This window comes from Komagataeibacter swingsii (genome assembly GCF_003207895.1).
Lineage (GTDB): Bacteria > Pseudomonadota > Alphaproteobacteria > Acetobacterales > Acetobacteraceae > Komagataeibacter > Komagataeibacter swingsii.
In genome coordinates, this window is record NZ_NKUB01000004.1 from 180,627 (window position 1) to 197,054 (window position 16,428).

At 66.5% G+C, this 16,428-nt stretch carries 15 protein-coding genes; 12 read left to right on the forward strand and 3 right to left on the reverse strand.

The features are described 5' to 3' along the window. Positions 1-3 precede the first annotated feature (3 nt). Entirely contained in the window at positions 4-624 is a 621-nt protein-coding gene (gene rimP / locus CFR76_RS05520; RefSeq protein ID WP_110556215.1) for a ribosome maturation factor RimP, read from the reverse strand. Between the two features lie 184 nt (positions 625-808). Between rimP and CFR76_RS05525 the strand changes: the two genes are divergently transcribed. The 3 genes from CFR76_RS05525 (at position 809) to CFR76_RS05535 (ending at position 3,720) form a co-directional block, all read left to right on the forward strand. Further along, on the forward strand, positions 809-1,438 hold the full coding sequence (locus CFR76_RS05525; RefSeq protein ID WP_110556264.1) for a hypothetical protein: 630 nt from the start codon (positions 809-811) through the stop codon (positions 1,436-1,438). Beyond that, entirely contained in the window at positions 1,435-2,709 is a 1,275-nt protein-coding gene (locus CFR76_RS05530; protein ID WP_110556216.1) for an AAA family ATPase, read from the forward strand. Before CFR76_RS05525 ends, CFR76_RS05530 begins: the two co-directional genes overlap by 4 nt. A 66-nt stretch (positions 2,710-2,775) precedes the next feature. After that, a complete protein-coding gene (locus tag CFR76_RS05535; protein WP_025439766.1) occupies positions 2,776-3,720 on the forward strand; it encodes a hypothetical protein in 945 nt (314 codons plus the stop codon). Positions 3,721-3,744: 24 nt separating this feature from the next. Here CFR76_RS05535 and rdgB read toward each other — a convergent pair whose 3' ends face one another. Both rdgB and rph read right to left on the reverse strand, forming a co-directional pair. After that, complete coding sequence (rdgB, locus tag CFR76_RS05540) at positions 3,745-4,362, reverse strand: RdgB/HAM1 family non-canonical purine NTP pyrophosphatase (protein WP_110556217.1); 618 nt, start codon at positions 4,360-4,362, stop codon at positions 3,745-3,747. Then, the gene (gene rph, locus CFR76_RS05545; RefSeq protein WP_110556218.1) at positions 4,359-5,087 is read right to left on the reverse strand and encodes a ribonuclease PH; all 729 of its coding nucleotides are present in this window, start codon (positions 5,085-5,087) and stop codon (positions 4,359-4,361) included. The genes rdgB and rph overlap by 4 nt, the downstream gene beginning before the upstream one ends. A 147-nt stretch (positions 5,088-5,234) precedes the next feature. On the opposite strand from rph, the gene hrcA reads away from it, so the two are divergent. The 9 genes from hrcA (at position 5,235) to CFR76_RS05590 (ending at position 16,406) form a co-directional block, all read left to right on the forward strand. Continuing rightward, entirely contained in the window at positions 5,235-6,314 is a 1,080-nt protein-coding gene (gene hrcA, locus CFR76_RS05550; RefSeq protein WP_110556219.1) for a heat-inducible transcriptional repressor HrcA, read from the forward strand. A gap of 116 nt (positions 6,315-6,430) precedes the next feature. Then, the gene (locus CFR76_RS05555) at positions 6,431-7,318 is read left to right on the forward strand and encodes an aldo/keto reductase (protein ID WP_110556265.1); all 888 of its coding nucleotides are present in this window, start codon (positions 6,431-6,433) and stop codon (positions 7,316-7,318) included. Between the two features lie 110 nt (positions 7,319-7,428). Further along, on the forward strand, positions 7,429-9,993 hold the full coding sequence (locus tag CFR76_RS05560) for a penicillin-binding protein 1A (protein ID WP_110556220.1): 2,565 nt from the start codon (positions 7,429-7,431) through the stop codon (positions 9,991-9,993). Between the two features lie 62 nt (positions 9,994-10,055). After that, positions 10,056-11,187 (forward strand): peptide chain release factor 2 gene (gene prfB, locus CFR76_RS05565; RefSeq protein ID WP_110556221.1). Its coding sequence is split into 2 segments (ribosomal slippage): positions 10,056-10,124 and positions 10,126-11,187, totalling 1,131 coding nucleotides; the frame shifts between segments, so codons are not numbered across the junction. A 116-nt stretch (positions 11,188-11,303) separates the two neighbouring features. Then, positions 11,304-11,756, forward strand: a complete 453-nt coding sequence (locus CFR76_RS05570) for a hypothetical protein (RefSeq protein ID WP_244191797.1) — start codon at positions 11,304-11,306, stop codon at positions 11,754-11,756. An 87-nt stretch (positions 11,757-11,843) separates the two neighbouring features. Next, a complete protein-coding gene (locus CFR76_RS05575) occupies positions 11,844-12,614 on the forward strand; it encodes a MotA/TolQ/ExbB proton channel family protein (RefSeq protein WP_010509183.1) in 771 nt (256 codons plus the stop codon). Positions 12,615-12,758: 144 nt separating this feature from the next. Beyond that, entirely contained in the window at positions 12,759-14,045 is a 1,287-nt protein-coding gene (locus CFR76_RS05580) for a tetratricopeptide repeat protein (RefSeq protein WP_244191798.1), read from the forward strand. Between the two features lie 193 nt (positions 14,046-14,238). After that, entirely contained in the window at positions 14,239-15,012 is a 774-nt protein-coding gene (locus tag CFR76_RS05585) for a response regulator transcription factor (protein ID WP_110556224.1), read from the forward strand. Between the two features lie 11 nt (positions 15,013-15,023). Further along, positions 15,024-16,406, forward strand: a complete 1,383-nt coding sequence (locus CFR76_RS05590; RefSeq protein ID WP_025439757.1) for an ATP-binding protein — start codon at positions 15,024-15,026, stop codon at positions 16,404-16,406. The last annotated feature ends 22 nt before the right edge of the window (positions 16,407-16,428 follow it).

Here is a 16,428-nt window from a genome sequence, read left to right on the forward strand (position 1 = left end):
CGTTCAGTTGGCCTTGCGCGCCGGCTTGTGGCCGGGCCTGCCGGGGGCCATCTGCGTTCCGGCCGGGGTGTCTTGATCCTCCGGCCCGTTTTCGTCGCTGGCGGCATCCGGCTTCATCATCCGGGCGCTCGCCTCGATCAGTTCATCGGTCAGGACCAGCCGCGCCTTGCGCATTTCGGCGAAAGGCAGCGCGACCTCGGTCCCGTCATCCAGCCGCATCAGGCCGTGGCCGTCGCGCGCGCCCAGCACGATACCGGCAAAGCGCTTGCGGCCATCAATGGGCATGTTCATCTCGGCCCGGGCAAGGTGGCCCGCGAAACGCTCCCAGTCTTTGGCGCGCGTCAGGGGGCGGTCGATCCCGGCGGAGGAGACCTCCAGCGTCCAGGCGCCCGGCAGCGGGTCCTCGACATCCAGTATCGCGCCCACCGCATGGCTGATCTGTTCGCAGTCCTCAATGGCGATGAGCGTGCCATCCGCACGGTCCGCCATGATCTGCACCGTGGGGGATTCGCGCCCCAGCACCGCCACGCGCACAAGGTCAAAGCCCATGTCGGCCAGCGCGGGCGCGATCATTTCGGCAATACGGGCATCAAGGCCCGTCAGGAATGGCAGATCAGCGTCCAATGCAAAAAAGGCAGCCCTGCGGCCACCCCCCAAAGAAAAAACCAGAGATGAAGGAATTGCCGGTACCATAGGTCACGCCCACCGTAACCGCAAGAACTATATGTCCGGCCGGACGTTACATTTCCTGCATCTTAACGTCTTGCCATATCACATGCCTGACCCACATTATGCACGCATGACGCCGTTGAACTCACCGCCGGAACCCGCACGGGAACGCAGTGAACGCTCATCCAGCCGCAGGCTGGTTGTGGTGGGGCTGATCGCGGCCGTTGTCGCGGGCGGCGGCCTGGGCACGGGCGGGTTCATGGCCGCGCGCGAAGGCGGCAGCGGCAGCCAGACGCCCCCCGTCGCCGCCGAGGCGGGCGGCGGTGGCGCCGGCGACGGCACGCACCTCATGCTGAACGCCCCGGTGCAGAACCGGCCCGACATGATGGGCCAGATGCCCATGATCTCGCCCGACCGCGCGGCTGAGATGCTGCGCCAGACATCCTATACCATACAGCAGCAGGCCGAGATCATGGCGGCGCTGAAGCGCCGCGACATCATCCTGGCCGACATGCCCATGTATGACATGACCGGCGGCAACGCGGTGGTGAACGTGCAGTCGCTTGGGCTGGTGCAGACCGTGCACCTTGGCCCGCAGCCCAAAAGCGTCATCCTGCCCATCCGCGTGGCGGGCAACGTGTCCATCACCGCGGCGGGGGACCCGGGGCCTGCGGGCATCCATGCGGGCGCGGTGTTCGTGCCCGGCCCCACGGCGCTGCCCGTGCTGACGCGTGACACTGAAATCGTGATTGGGGTAGTCGTGCAATGAAACCGCTCTATCCGGCGCTAATGGAGCGGCTGGTACCCCTCATCATGGTCATTTTCCTGGTGCTGGGCAGCTTTCAGGCCGCGATGGCGTTGCATCTTTCGCTCGCCAGCCTGCGGCATTTCATGGAATGGTGTGCCCCGGCCTATCCGGTCGTGGCAGCGGCCAGCGCCTTGCTGGCGCTGACCGGGCTGTGGTTCGAGAACCGGGCCGAAAAACTGGCCCGCAAGGGGATCCGACGCAGACGGGGATGGATAATGGACGTACTCGCCAGGCTGACCAATCGCAGCGCGCTGGAGGAAATGCTGGCGCGCGAACAGAAAGAAACCGTGATCGACGCGGAGGAACTGGCCGCAAGCCTGCGTGCCCGCGTGATCGGCCAGGACCAGGTGTGCGAGGACGTGGCGACCCAGCTGCGCCGCCGCCTGGCGCTGCAGGTGCGTGGCAAGCCGGTGGGCATCTTCCTGCTGGCAGGCCCGCCGGGCACGGGCAAGACCTACCTGTCCAAGCAGCTTGCGCGCCAGCTTGACCGCCCGCTGCTGAACTTTGACATGACGCAGATGAGTTCCCCCCACGCCGCGACCCAGCTGTTCGGCTCGCCCAAGGGATATGTGGGGTCGGATACGTACGGCAAGCTGACCGGCGGGCTGAAGGAAAAGCCCGACGCGGTGGTGCTGCTGGATGAGATCGAGAAGGCGCATCCCGACGTTTTCAAGAAGTTCCTGACCGCGTGGAACGATGGCCATGTGACCGAGGCCTCCACCGGGCAGCAGATTTCCACCGTGCGCTGCATCTTCATGCTGACGTCCAACATCGCCACCGAAGCCCTGACCGAAATCGCGGACCGGCTGGTGGATGAACCCGACAAGATGCGCGCCGAATCGGTCGAGGCCCTGCGCCAGGCCGGTTTCGCGCCGGAAGTGCTGAACCGCCTGGACCGCATTTTCATCTTCCGCCCGCTGGAAGGACTCGACATCGCGCGTGTGTCCGCCCTTGAGATCGAGGCCATGATCGACAGCTACGGCCTGAAGGTCGAAACCGGCGGCATCGACCCCGCCCTGCTGTTTGAGGTCATGCGCCGGCAGGACCGCATGGGACCCGCCGCCAGCGCGCGTGACCTGGCGCGCTCCATCGAGGACATGATAAGCGACTCGCTCATCACCGCCCGCCAGCAGGGGGCGAAACTGGTGCGGGTCGTTTCCAGTGAAGATGGCGTCGTGGCTGAAATCGCGGATGCCGACCGCACCGCCCAGCGCGCGCCGATCAGTTCCTGACCCATGCGGAGGGTATCCCGTTTCCGGCCCCGACCAGGCGTCGCGGCCCGTGGCATGGACTGCTGAATGTCTGCTTTTTCGCGCTTATGGCACCGGGCGCCGGTATGGCGGTTCTGCCTTTACATGATCCTGCCGTTCACGGTGCTGACGCTGATCTTCCCGCCAGCCTACCTGACGCGCCTGATCCCCCGGCTGTCGGCGCTGTCCGCCGGCATCCATAACCGGCTGGGCCTGCATGACGCCCCGGCCAAGGGTGAGGGCGGCGGCGGGGACGGCAATGGCGAGGACGGCGTCATCACCATGATGCCGATCACCGACCGGCTGACCAAGGCCATCCCGTTTGCCGGCCGCATCCTGCCGCTGCCCGAGGGTACGTGGCACCCGGTCATGAACATCATCAACGGCCCGCATGGGGAAGTGCTGGAAAACGTCCTGATCCGCGTGGAAGGCCATGTCGTCACCGGCATGATCGGGGCGGAGGGCAGCACCCAGCCCGTGCCGGAAACGGCCATTACCTCCATCGATTCCAGCTGCCATGACGACCGGAACTACATGTCGCGCGTGCTGACCGCGCACCCGCCGGCAATGGAATGCTGGTTTACCACGGCGGTCTATCCTGCCTCGATCAACCGCACGGCCATCATCGCCAACCGGCTGAAGGAAGAAGGGTTCATCCTGCCGCCCGTGCTGCTGAAGGCCGGGTGGAGCTACAGCACGCCCGCGGGCGACCACAACGTCAATGTCGAGACGGTGACCATCTTCCTCAACCCCGTGAACACCGACAGCACCAAGATGCTGCGCACGCCCGATTACTGGGCCAAGGACACGCTGGGCCAGCAGCCTGCCGCCAGCGATTTCGTCAAGCGGACGAATACATGGATGGCCGGCTGGGCGCAGGTCCTGCATGACGGGTTCAACAGCGACATGCTGGCCTCAAGCGACGAACAGCGCGCCCGCCTGGCGCATGATCCCGCGGCCCCCCAGCCGGGGCGGGGCAGCCCGCTGGACTGAGGAGCCGCGCCAGAACCTTTTCCCCTATGCCGCCACGGGCAGGCAGGTGTCGCGGAACAGCGCGAAGGCCAGCGCGCGGTGGCTTATGGTGTTCTTTTCCGCATCGCTCATATCCGCAAAGCTGCGGCCGCCGCCGCCGGGGGCGAAGATGGGGTCGTAGCCATGGCCGTTCTCCCCATGCGGCGGCCAGATGACATGCCCGTCAATGCGCCCCTCGAAGGTTTCGGTCCGCCCGTCGGGCCAGGCTAGGCACAGGACGGAAATGAACCATGCGCTGCGGTCGGGGTTATCGCCCATCCGGTCATGGATGCGGCGCATGGCGTCGGGGTAATCCTTTTCCGGGCCGGCCCAGCGGGCGGAGAAAATACCCGGCGCGCCATCCAGCGCCGCGACACAGAACCCGGAATCATCCGCCAGCGCGGGCAGGTTTGCGGCTTTCGCGGCCGCCATGGCCTTGAGGGCGGCATTGCCGGTAAAGCTGTCGGCGGTTTCCTCCGGTTCGGGCAGCGACAGGTCGCCGGCCGGGATGACACGGATGCCATATCCCGCCAGCAGTGCCGCGAATTCCGCGATCTTGCCCCGGTTATGGGTGGCCAGCACCAGCGTGTCGCCACGGTTCAGGCGGGTGGGGGTTGCGTTCATGCCTTTAATGCCTCTTCCACGATGGCGGTCTGGATACGGAACAGTTCGGCCGTGCCGGTGCGGGCCAGCCGCATGAGGGTGTTGAACTGGGCTTCGGTAAAGGGGTCCTTTTCCGCCGTGCCCTGGATTTCCACAATGCCGCCATCGGCGGTCAGGACAAAATTGGCGTCGGCGCTGGCCGTGCTGTCTTCCCTGTAGTCCAGGTCCAGGACCGGGCCGTCATCCGTCAGCCCGCAGGATATGGCCGCGACCTGCCCCTTGATTGGCAGGGCGGGCAGGGTGCCGTCGCGCACCAGTTTTTCCAGCGCCAGGCGCAGGGCCACCCATGCCCCGGTAATGGCGGCGCAGCGCGTGCCGCCATCGGCGTTCAGCACGTCGCAATCCACCGTGACCGAGATTTCACCCAGCGCCTTCAGGTCCACCACCGCGCGCAGGGCGCGGGCGATCAGGCGCTGGATTTCCTGTGTGCGGCCGGTCTGCCGGCCTTTCGCGGCCTCGCGCTGGCCCCGGTTGTGGGTGGCGCGCGGCAGCATGCCGTATTCCGCCGTGACCCAGCCCTGTCCCTTGCCGCGCAGGAAGGAAGGCACGCGGGTTTCGACCGTGGCGGCGCACAGGACTTCGGTCCCGCCCATGCGGATCAGGGCGGACCCTTCGGCATGGCGGGCGAAGCCGGGCTGGATGAAGACGGGACGCAGGGCGTCAATGGCACGGCCGGATGGGCGCATGGGCGTAAAACTCCGCAAGGTGATGGGGCGGCATAACCTGCAACCCGTTCCTGTTTCCAGTCCCGCGTGGGCAGGACGCGGCAGGATCTGCTAGGATGGGGACGCGGATGGTCCGCATGGTGAATGGATACGTGCAACACGGGAGGCATGGCGATGGAAAACCGACCACAGGTATCGCAGCCCGCCCTGCTGTCCGGGCTTGATGCGCGCTCTGCCGCGATCCTGCGCGAAATCGTGGAACAGTATGTCGAAACGGGTGAGCCGATGGGGTCGCGCACCCTGTCGCAGCGCCTGCCGCTGTCGTTGTCGCCCGCCACGATTCGCAACGTGATGGCGGACCTGACCGATGCGGGGCTGCTGTTCTCGCCGCATGCCTCGGCGGGGCGGCTGCCCACGGAAAAGGGCGTGCGGCTGTTTGTCGACGGGCTGCTGCAGTTCGGCAGCCTGAGCGAGGAGGAGCGCGAAAGCATCGCGGGGATGCTGGACGTGAAGGGCCGCTCGCTGGAGGATACGCTGGCGCAGGCGTCGTCCATGCTGTCGGGCCTGTCATCCGCCGCGGGCCTTGTCATGGCCCCCAAGAGCGACGGCACCACCATCAAGCATATCGAATTCGTGGCCCTTGGCCCGGGGCGCGCGCTGGTCATCCTGGTCAGCGCGGACGGGCAGGTGGAAAACCGCGTGATCGAGACGCCGCCCGGCTTGCCGCCCTCGGCGCTGGTGGAGGCGGGCAATTACCTCAACGCCCACCTGTCGGGCCAGACGCTGGACCGCCTGCGCGAGACGGTCAGCACCGACATGACCGCCAACCGCAACGAACTGGACCACCTGACGGCGGAGGTGGTGGAAAGCGGCCTTGCGACATGGAGCGACGCGGATGAGCGCGGCGGCACCCTGTTCATACGCGGGCAGGGCCGGCTGCTGGCCGATGTGACGGAAATCGAGCGCCTGACCACGATCCAGATGCTGTTCGAGCGGCTGGAAACGCAGGAGACCATGCTGCGCCTGCTCGACCTTGCGCGCGAATCCGAAGGGGTGCGGATCTTCATCGGGGCCGAAAGCGGGCTGTTCGGCATGGCGGGCATGTCGGTGGTCGTGGCCCCGGCGCGCACCGATTCCAACCGCATCGTGGGCGCGATCGGCGTGATCGGGCCGACGCGCATCAATTACGCCCGCATCATTCCCGTGGTGGATTACACGGCGCGGGTGATCGGGCGCATGCTGGGCTGAGGCGCAGGGGTTTCATGCAACCGGACTCGCGGGGGTGGCCTTATGCTTGGCGCACAGCAACCGCGCGTCCTGGCCACAGCGCCCACGGCGTGCCCGCACCGCGCAAGGAGAATGGCATGTTTACACCCGATGCAAGGCAGTCCGGATCGTTCATGATTGGTGGTGACCTTGAGGTCACGCGGCTTGGCTTTGGCGCCATGCGCATTACCGGTCCCGGCATATGGGGCGAACCGGCCGACCGTGCGGCGGCGCTGGCCACGCTGCGCCGCCTGCCCGAACTGGGCATCAACTTCGTCGATACGGCGGATGCGTACGGCCCGTTTGTCAGCGAGGACCTGATCCGCGAGGCGCTGCATCCCTATACGGACACCATCATCGCCACCAAGGGCGGGCATACGCGCCACGGTCCCGACATCTGGAAGCCGGTGGGCAACCCCGATTACCTGCGCCAGTGCGTGCTGATGAGCATGCGCAGGCTGGGGGTCGAACACATCGACCTGTGGCAGTTGCACCGCGTGGGGCCGGACTGCACGCCCGAACGGCAGTTCGAGGCCATCGCCACCATGCGCGCGCAGGGGCTGATCCGCCATGTCGGCCTGTCGGAAGTGACGGTGGAGATGATCGAGCGCGCGCGGTTGTATTTCCCTGTCGCCACGGTCCAGAACCGCTTCAACCTCGTCAACCGCTATTCCGAGGACGTGCTGGATTACTGCACGAAGGAAAATATCGGCTTCATCCCATGGGCGCCGCTGGCGGCGGGCAGCCTGACGAAGGGGGATACGCTGCTGACCCGGCTGGCGCGTGAGAAGGGCGTGCAGCCCGGACAGGTCGCGCTGGCGTGGCTGCTGCGCCGTGCGCCGGTCATGCTGCCCATTCCCGGCACCAGCAGCCCCGCGCATGTGGCCGATAACGCGGCGTCCGCCGCGATTGAACTGAGCCATGAGGAATTCCAGCAACTTGACAATGACGGCCGCGCGGAATGGGCCAGCCGTAACGGCGCGTAGGCGTTCGGCACGGCCCTGGCGCGGCGGATCGGGGGCGACGGCGGCGGCGGACAATGCTAGACAGGGGCCTCGACACAGAACCGCCCCTTTCTTTCCCTATTGGATACCGGATGACGCTTGCTGACGGATCAGGCCGCGATGGCCGGATTGATGGACCCTCACGCCCCGGCGCTGGCGGCCCGCGCCGCCCACGTTACCGCATGGTGCGCTGGCTTGCGGGCAGCACGCTTGCCGTCCTGCTGCTGGGTGGTGGTGGGGCGGCCCTGCTGGCGTGGGGGGAATATGAACGCCTGAGCGAGGGCTTGCCCACGGTTGACGGCCTGCGCACCTACCAGCCCCCGGTCATGAGCCGCCTGTATTCGGGCGATGACCAGGTCATGGCGGAACTGGCGGCGGAGCGGCGCATATTCGTGCCCTACAGCGCCATACCCGAGCGCGTGCGCGACGCCTTCCTTGCGGCGGAAGACCAGAAATTCTTCACCCATGGCGGCGTCGACCCGATGGCCATCGCGCGCGCGGGCCTGACCGACATGATGATGCACGGGACGAAGCACCGCCCCATCGGGGCGTCCACCATCACGCAGCAGGTCGCGCGCATCATGCTGCTAGGGTCGAACGCGGTTTCCATCGACCGCAAGATCAAGGAAGCGCTGCTGGCCATGCGGCTGGAGCAGACGCTGAGCAAGGAACAGATCCTTGAGATCTACCTGAACGAAATCTACCTTGGCGAAGGGGCCTACGGCATCGGGGCCGCCGCCCAGACCTATTTCAACAAGCCGCTGGACCAGCTGGACAATGCCGAGGCCGCCTTCCTTGGCGCGCTGCCCAAATCGCCCACCAACTACAACCCCCACCGCTTCGTGCAGGCGGCGACCATCCGGCGCAACTGGGTGCTGGACCGCATGGCGGACCTGAAGGTCATCACGCCGGAGGAAGCGCGCGCGGCCCAGCAGGAGCCGCTGGTGCCCGCCAACTTCACCCGCCCCGGCCCCGTTCCCGGTTCCGAATGGTTTGCCGAGGAAGTGCGCCGGGAACTGATCGAGCGCTACGGCATCGGCACCACGATGGAAGGCGGGCTGTCGGTCCATACCTCGCTCGATTCCCACCTCCAGCAGGTGGCCACCACCGCGCTGCGCGACGGGCTGCTGCGCTATGACCGCGCGCATGGCGGCTGGCGGGGCGCGTTCGCGCATATCGACGCAGCCGATGTAAGCGGCGACTGGGCCAATGCGCTGGCGCATGTCACGGCGCCCGCCGCCATGCTGGAACAGTGGCGGGTCGCGGTCGTGCTGTCCCCCGCCACCGGGCGCGTGGGCTGGCTGGAGGGGCGTGATCCCGTCATCCCCCATACCGGCGACCTGCTGGCGCGTGACCGGGCATGGATGCGCACCGGCAAGGGCGTGCAGGAAGGCGACGTGATCCTGATCGAGCCGCAGGCCGATGGCGGCGGCGTTGCCGTGCAGCAGGTGCCACGCGTGGAAGGGGCGCTGGCCACGGTGGATGTGCATACCGGGCGCGTCATGGCCATGGTGGGTGGCTGGTCGTTCAGGGAATCGCAGTTCAACCGCGCGACACAGGCGGCGCGCCAGCCGGGGTCGTCGTTCAAGCCCTTCGTCTATCTGGCGGCGATGGAGCAGGGGATTTCCCCTTCGCAGAAATTCGATGATTCCCCCGTCAGCTATGGCGAATGGCACCCCAACAACTATGAAAAGGATTTCTGGGGGCCGACCACGCTGCATGACGCGCTGCGGGAATCGCGCAACCTCGTCACCATCCGCCTTGCCGCCCAGATCGGCATGAAGCCGGTGGCGGACCTGGCCCAGAAACTTGGCCTTGCCCATTCCATGCCGCTGGTGCTGCCCGCGGCGCTGGGCGCGGTGGAAACCACCGTCATGCGGGAAGCCGCCGCCTATGCCACCATCGCCAATGGCGGCAGGCTGGTCACGCCCACCCTGATTGATGACATCAAGGACCGCAACGGCAATGTCATCTGGCGCCCCGATGGCATGACGTGGAAGGCCGGCGGCATGGCCGCCGACGGCCCGCAGATGGAGGACACCCGCCCGCAGGTGGTGTCGGCCACATCCGCCAGCCAGATCGTGGCGATGATGCAGGACGTGGTGCGCCGGGGCACCGGCGTGCGCGCGGGGGCGGGCATCGACCGGCCCATCGCGGGCAAGACCGGCACCAGCCAGGATTTCAATGATGCATGGTTCGCGGGCTTTTCCCCCGATCTGGTGACGGTGGTGTGGATCGGGTTCGACACCCCGCAGTCGCTGGGCAAGAACGAGACCGGCGGCGTGATCGCCGGCCCGATCTGGAACCAGGTGATGAAGGCGGCGCTGGCCAGCCGCCCGCGCCTTGACTTCCGCGTGCCTGATGGGGTGCAGCTGGCCCGTTATGATACCGGGATGGGCATGGCGATCGACGCCTTCAAGCCCGGGCAGGTGCCGGGGGTCAGCGTTGACCTTGGCGCGGGGTCGGGCCTGGCGCTGACGGCGGCGGATACCGGTGCTGAAAACATGCCTGATTCCGAAACCGACATGGCCACCATGCCGGGCAGCCCGGCGGTGGCGGGCGATGGCAGCACATCCGCGGGTCACCCTGCGGCACCATCCGGCCCTGCCGCATCCCGGCCTTCCGGGGGTGACATTGGCATGGGCGGCCTGTATTGACGCCCGTTATGCCGGGCCGCGCGCGTGCCCGCATTGTTTACCGTTGAGCGAGGAGCAAGCCCATGTCTGCCGAGACAGAGGCCCTGAACGACCAGATCAAGCAGTCGGTGGCACTGCTGAGGAGGCATCTTTGACTGGGATGTCGCAATCGACCGCCTGGCGGAGCTGAACAACCGGGCCGAAGACCCCGAGTTGTGGAATGATTCCGAAGCCGCCCAGAAGCTCATGCGCGAGCGCACGCTGCTGGCCAACCAGATCGAGGGCGTGCAGCGGCTTGAAGCCGATGTGAACGATACGCTCGAACTGGTCGAGCTGGCGGAAATGGAAGGCGATTCGGCTGTCGTGGCCGAAGCGGTGTCCAGCCTGCGCGCGCTTGCGGAAGAAGCCAAGCGGCGCGAGACGGAAAGCCTGCTTTCGGGGGAGGCGGACAGCAATGACTGCTACCTTGAAGTCAATGCCGGCGCGGGCGGGACGGAGGCGCAGGACTGGGCCGAGATGCTGCTGCGCATGTACACCCGCTGGGCCGAACAGCATGGTTACAAGGTGACCATGATGGAAAGCTCGGAAGGGGAGCAGGCCGGCATCAAGTCCGCCACCATCCAGGTCAGCGGCCCCAACGCCTATGGCTGGCTCAAGACCGAGGCGGGCGTGCACCGGCTTGTCCGGATCTCGCCCTTTGACGCGGCGGCGCGGCGGCAGACATCGTTCGCATCCGTGTGGGTCTACCCGGTGGTCGATGATTCGATCGAGATCGAGATCAACGAAGCCGACCTGCGCGTGGATACGTTCCGGGCGTCGGGTGCGGGCGGGCAGCACGTCAACAAGACGGAATCGGCCATCCGCATTACCCACATCCCCACCGGGATCGTGGTGGCGTGCCAGACCGACCGGTCCCAGCACCGCAACCGCGCCACGGCCATGACCATGCTGAAGGCGCGCATGTACGAGCAGGAACTGCAAAAGCGCGAGGCCGCCGCCGCCCAGACCGAGGCGAACAAGACCGATATCGGCTGGGGGCACCAGATCCGTTCCTACGTGCTGGCCCCGTACCAGCTGGTGAAGGACCTGCGGACCAACGTGGAAAAAACCAACCCGGACGCCATCCTTGATGGAGACATTGACGACTTCATGGCCGCCGCCCTTGCCGCCCGCGTGGGGGCGACCCGCTCGGAAGCCAGCGCGCAGGCGCAGTAACCCGGCACGGCCCGCCTGGGCACAGGCCCCACGGCTTCCGGCCGTGGGGTTTTTTCATGTCCGGGCGGGAGTCATTGTTCCGCAACAGGAAATTTGTTCCGCACCTGTTGCATATCGTGCTTGACACATACGCCCCGACCACGCCCAATCAGGATCTGGCAATTAATGGCGCGCAGGCCCCCGGGGGCGCTGGCTGGTGGCGCCTGGACGGGAATGGCATGTGGTCTGACGAAGTCATGGGATTGGATTATGCGGCCAGGCAGCGACGGCGCACGCCGTACGTGCGCGTGGTGGGTGTCATCATCGCGGTCCATGTCGTTGTCCTGTCCATGCTGGCCTACGGGCTGCGGCCCAAGGCAAAGCCCATGTTTCCCGAACCCTACCGCCCCCTGCCGCCGGTGACGCTGCGGATCATTCCCGAACCGATGCCACCCGTCCCGCCCGCGCCCCCGCCTGTGCGCCCGGTCATGGTCCAGCCGGTGGTTCCCGTCATTGCCGCACCCGTCATCGGGCGTGACCGACGGGTCCACATGCCGGAAATTGTTCCGAAATCGATACAGGTGGATTGATTTTCATCTCCCGGACTGGTCAGATAACAGTCATGAAATGTGTTGCAGGCCAGACCCATGGCCCTTTCGTCAGAGGATTTCAGGTAAATGACCCGACAGCATCGTAATCAAGTCATCGCGGCCGCGCTGCTGACCGCCTTGCCCGCCCTTGCCTACGCCACCCCGGCGGCGGCTGCCGATTCCAACCCGTATGGCCTGGGCGCGCTGTGGTCGAATGGTGACTTCATTGCGCGTACCGTGCTGATCATCATGGTCGTGATGTCTGTCGGGACCTGGTACATCATGATCACCAAGTTCCTCGAACAGGCGCGCATCCTGAAGGACGCCAAGGAAGTGAAGGCGAAATTCTGGCCCGCGCATGACATCAAGGAAGGGGCCGCGCTGCTCGATACCGCATCGCCCTTCCGCTACATCGCCGATACCGGCATCAAGGCCGCCGAACACCACGAAGGCACGATGCAGGAAACCATCGACCTGCATTCCTGGACCACCATGTCCATCCAGCGTTCGGTTGATTTCATCCAGAACCGCCTGCAGGGCGGCCTTGCCTTCCTTGGCACCGTGGGTTCGACCTCGCCGTTCGTGGGCCTGTTCGGGACCGTCTGGGGTATCTACCACGCGCTGACGGCCATCGGCATCGCGGGCCAGGCCTCGATCGATAAGGTCGCCGGCCCGGTCGGTGAATCGCTGATCATGACCGCCATCGGCCTGGGCACCGCCGTGCCTGCGGTTCTGGGCTACAACATGCTGGTCCGCCGCAACAAGGGCGCGCTGGATGAGGTACGCAACTTCGCCGCCGACGTGCAGTCGATCCTGATGGGCGGCTATCGCCATGAAACGCACGACGCCGCTGAATAAACCCGTTCCCCGCGCATGATCTGATTTCACGTCGTGGCACGGCAGGCGCATATCATGCGGCCTGCCGTGCCGCTATCGGTCAGGGGCGGATTGAATGATGGGCCGCGCGGGTCCATCGTGATGCCCTGGCCGATCAATCGGGCCATGACCCGTTCATGGAAGGACATCCAGTTGAAAAACATCACATCCAAATCGCTGTTCCAGCTGCGCGGGCGCCTGCTGGCCGGGGTCATGATGGCGCTGCCGGTGGCGGGCGTGCTGCCGGTCCATGCCGCCCATGCGGCGGACCAGCTGGGGGAAAAGGTCGGCACGGCGCTGCAGAAGGCGCAGACCGACCTGGCCGCCAAGAAATACCCGCAGGCCATGGCCGATGTGGACGCAGCGGATGCCGTGACGGGCAAGTCCGATTTCGAATCCTATACCATCGCGCAGATGCGCGCCGCCGTGGCCGCGCAGTCCGGCAATGTGCCCGCCGCGATTTCGGCCTATGACATCCTGATCGCATCCCCGCGCACGCCGGCGGCGACCAGGGAACAGATGGCGCTGGCCGAAGGCAGCATGGCCTTCACCGCCAAGGATTACCCCACGGCGATCACGGTTACGGAAAAATACATCAAGGCGGGTGGCAAGAACCCGCAGATGCTGACGATCCTGATCCAGGCGTATTACCTGCAGCATGATTACGCCAACGCGGCCCGCGTGCAGCTGGCGCAGATTGACGCCACCATCAAGGCGGGTGGCAAGCCCACGGAAAACCAGCTCCAGCTCCTGGCGGCATGTCAGGCGCAGCTGAAGGACAGCGCGGCGCTGACCAAGGCGTATGTGCTGCTGGCCACCTATTACCCCAAGCCCGATTACTGGGCGCAGGTGGTGCATTCGGTCCTGAGCAACCCGAACATGGCCCCGGGGCTGCGTCTGGATATCGACCGCGTGCGCCTGGAATCCGGTCTGGTCAAGACCCCGGCCGAATACATGGACATTACCGAACTGGCCATGCAGGCGGGGCTGCCGCAGCTTGCGCTTGATATCATCAACCAGGGCTACAGCACCGGCGTGCTGGGCCATGACGCCAGCGCCCCGCGTGAGGAAAAGCTGAAGGCGCTGGTGACGCAGGGCGTCGCTGACAGCAAGGCCGGCCTGGACACGGCGGCGGCACAGGCCACCACCGGCAACGCCATGCTGACGGCGGGCTACAACTACGTCCTGTTCGGCCAGGGCGACAAGGGCATCGCCCTGATGAAGCAGGGCATCGCCAAGGGACCGTCGGACGTGAACATCGCGCGCCTGCACCTTGGCCTGGCGCAGGCCGCGGCCGGGCAGAAGGATGCCGCCATCGCCACCTTCAACAGCGTGGAAGGCACCAACGGCGCGCGCGACATTGCCCAGTTCTGGGTGCTGAAGCTGAATTCAGCCGCTGCCGCCGCGCACTGACCTTATCCGGCACGGCGGGTGTCATGCGGGGTGCCGGGTCCGTCCGGCGCCCCGTTTTCGTTTCGTATCCGGCCATGACTGACATTTTATGATATGAACGATGGTCTTATCCCGTCCCGGTGCGTTGGATATGCTGGTGGCCGTCGCATGAATGGCATCATGACTGTCCCTGAACCGAACCATGGCCGAGAGAATGACACAGATACCTGCCACTGATGATCTGCCCGCCCGTATCCTTGTGGTGGAAGATGACCCTGGCATGCGCACCCTGATCGTCCGCGCCCTGCAGGGCGATGGCTACCGCGTGCGCGGTGTGCAGGATGGTCCGGAAATGTGGGACGCGCTGCGCGCGCAGGCGGCTGACCTGATCATCCTGGATGTCATGCTGCCGGGCACCAACGGGCTGGACCTGTGCCGTGGCCTGCGCACGCAGCCCGCCCCCGTGGCGCCGGGCGAGGCGCCGTTGACGGAGGTGCCGGTCATTATCGTTTCCGCGCGGGGCGAGGAATTGGACCGCGTGCAGGGGCTGGAACTGGGCGCGGACGATTATGTGCCCAAGCCCTTTGGCCAGAAGGAACTGCTGGCCCGCGTGCGCGCAGTGCTGCGCCGTCGGGGTGGGGGGGTCACGACCCCGAGTGCCGGGCGCCAGCGCAAGGAAACCGTGCGTTTCGCCGGCTGGACGCTGGACCTGCGCCGTCGTGAACTGACGGACCCGTCCGGTGCGGCGGTCGAGATCTCGGGGGCGGAGCATGACCTGCTGACCAGCTTCCTTGACAACCCGCAGCGCGTCATCGGCCGCGACCGCCTGCTGGAACTGTCGCGCACCCGTCTGGGGGACGTGTCGGACCGGAGCGTGGACGTGCTGGTCAGCCGCCTGCGGCGCAAGCTGGGGCCGGATTCGGACGGGCTGATCCGCACCGTGCGCGGCATGGGCTATATCTTCACGTCGGAGGTGGAGCGGGTCTGACGGCGCGCGGCGTGACCACGTCCCGATCCGCGCAGGCCACGCGCGCGCTGCCACCCGCGCCCCGGCGGATCACGCTGTGGCCACGCGGGCTGGTGGGACGCGTCATGTTCGTGCTGCTGGCCGCGGTTGCACTCGTCTTTGTCGGCAGTTCCGTCTTTTATGAGGAAGCCGAGACCTACACCATAGACGACGCCCAACTGGAACAGGTAGGCGAGCGGCTGGTGATCGACGCCCGCGTGCTGGCCGCGACACCCACGTCGCAACGCATGGTGCTGGCGGCCATGCTGTCCACCAATGACCTGACGGTGGACTGGCGCACCCCCGCGCAGCAGGGGGTGATGAAGGTGGAATCCCCCTCGTTGCGCAAGCTGCATGACCGCATGGCCGGGCCATTGACGGCATTGCAGGGCGACGCGCTGAACCTGTCGGGCACGATCGCGGCGACGGAAGACGTGCGCGGCACGCTGCGCCTGCCCGATGGCAGTTACGTGGGCTTCCTCGCCCCCGCCATCCTGCAGCCCCACCATATGCGGCGCGGCATTGTCTCGGCGGCGATCCTGGCGGGGGCGGTGCTGCTGGCGGCCGGCATGCTGGTGCGCGCGCTGAGCATGCCGCTGCGCGCGCTGGCCGACGTGGCCGATACGGTCGGGTCGGGCCGGTGGGTGCCGCTGGAAAACAAGGGGCCGCGGGAGGTCCGCTACCTCGCCCGCGCCATCAACGAGATGCAGGAGCGCATCAACCGCCTGATCGCCGACCGGACCGAGGCCCTGGCCGCCGTGTCCCACGATCTGCGCACGCCGCTGGCCCGCCTGCGGCTGCGGGCGGGCTTTCTGGAGGATGCGGCCGCGCAGAAGGAAATCGAGGCCGACGTCACGGAAATGGAGGCCATGATCGCCGGCGTGCTGGCCTATCTGTCGGGGGAAAAGGACCCTGAACCCGCGCGGTCGGCCAATGTGGCCTCGATCCTTGCGACCCGGGTGGATGATGACGCCGACCAGGGGCGCGACGTGACCTATGACGGGCCGGATCAGGCACAGGCCGTGGTGCGGCCGCTGGCGCTCAAGCGCGTGCTGGGCAACCTGATCGACAACGCGGTGAATTACGGCGGCAATGCCCATGTCAGCCTGACGGTGGGGCCGGAAGAGCTGTGCATACGGGTGGAGGATAATGGTCCCGGCCTGCCGGAAGCCGAGATCGGGCGCGTGACCACGCCCTTCTACCGGGTGGAGGGGTCGCGTTCGCGCAGCACGGGGGGGCTGGGGCTGGGGCTTGCGATCGTCAGCCGCGAAGTGGCGCGCGATGGCGGCCGCTTCCGCCTGTATAACCGGACTAATGGCGGCCTGTGCGCGGAAATTGTCCTGCCACGCAATGCTGTGATACGTCCGGCCGGTTAAAAGCGGGCCGGGCCTGCCCGCG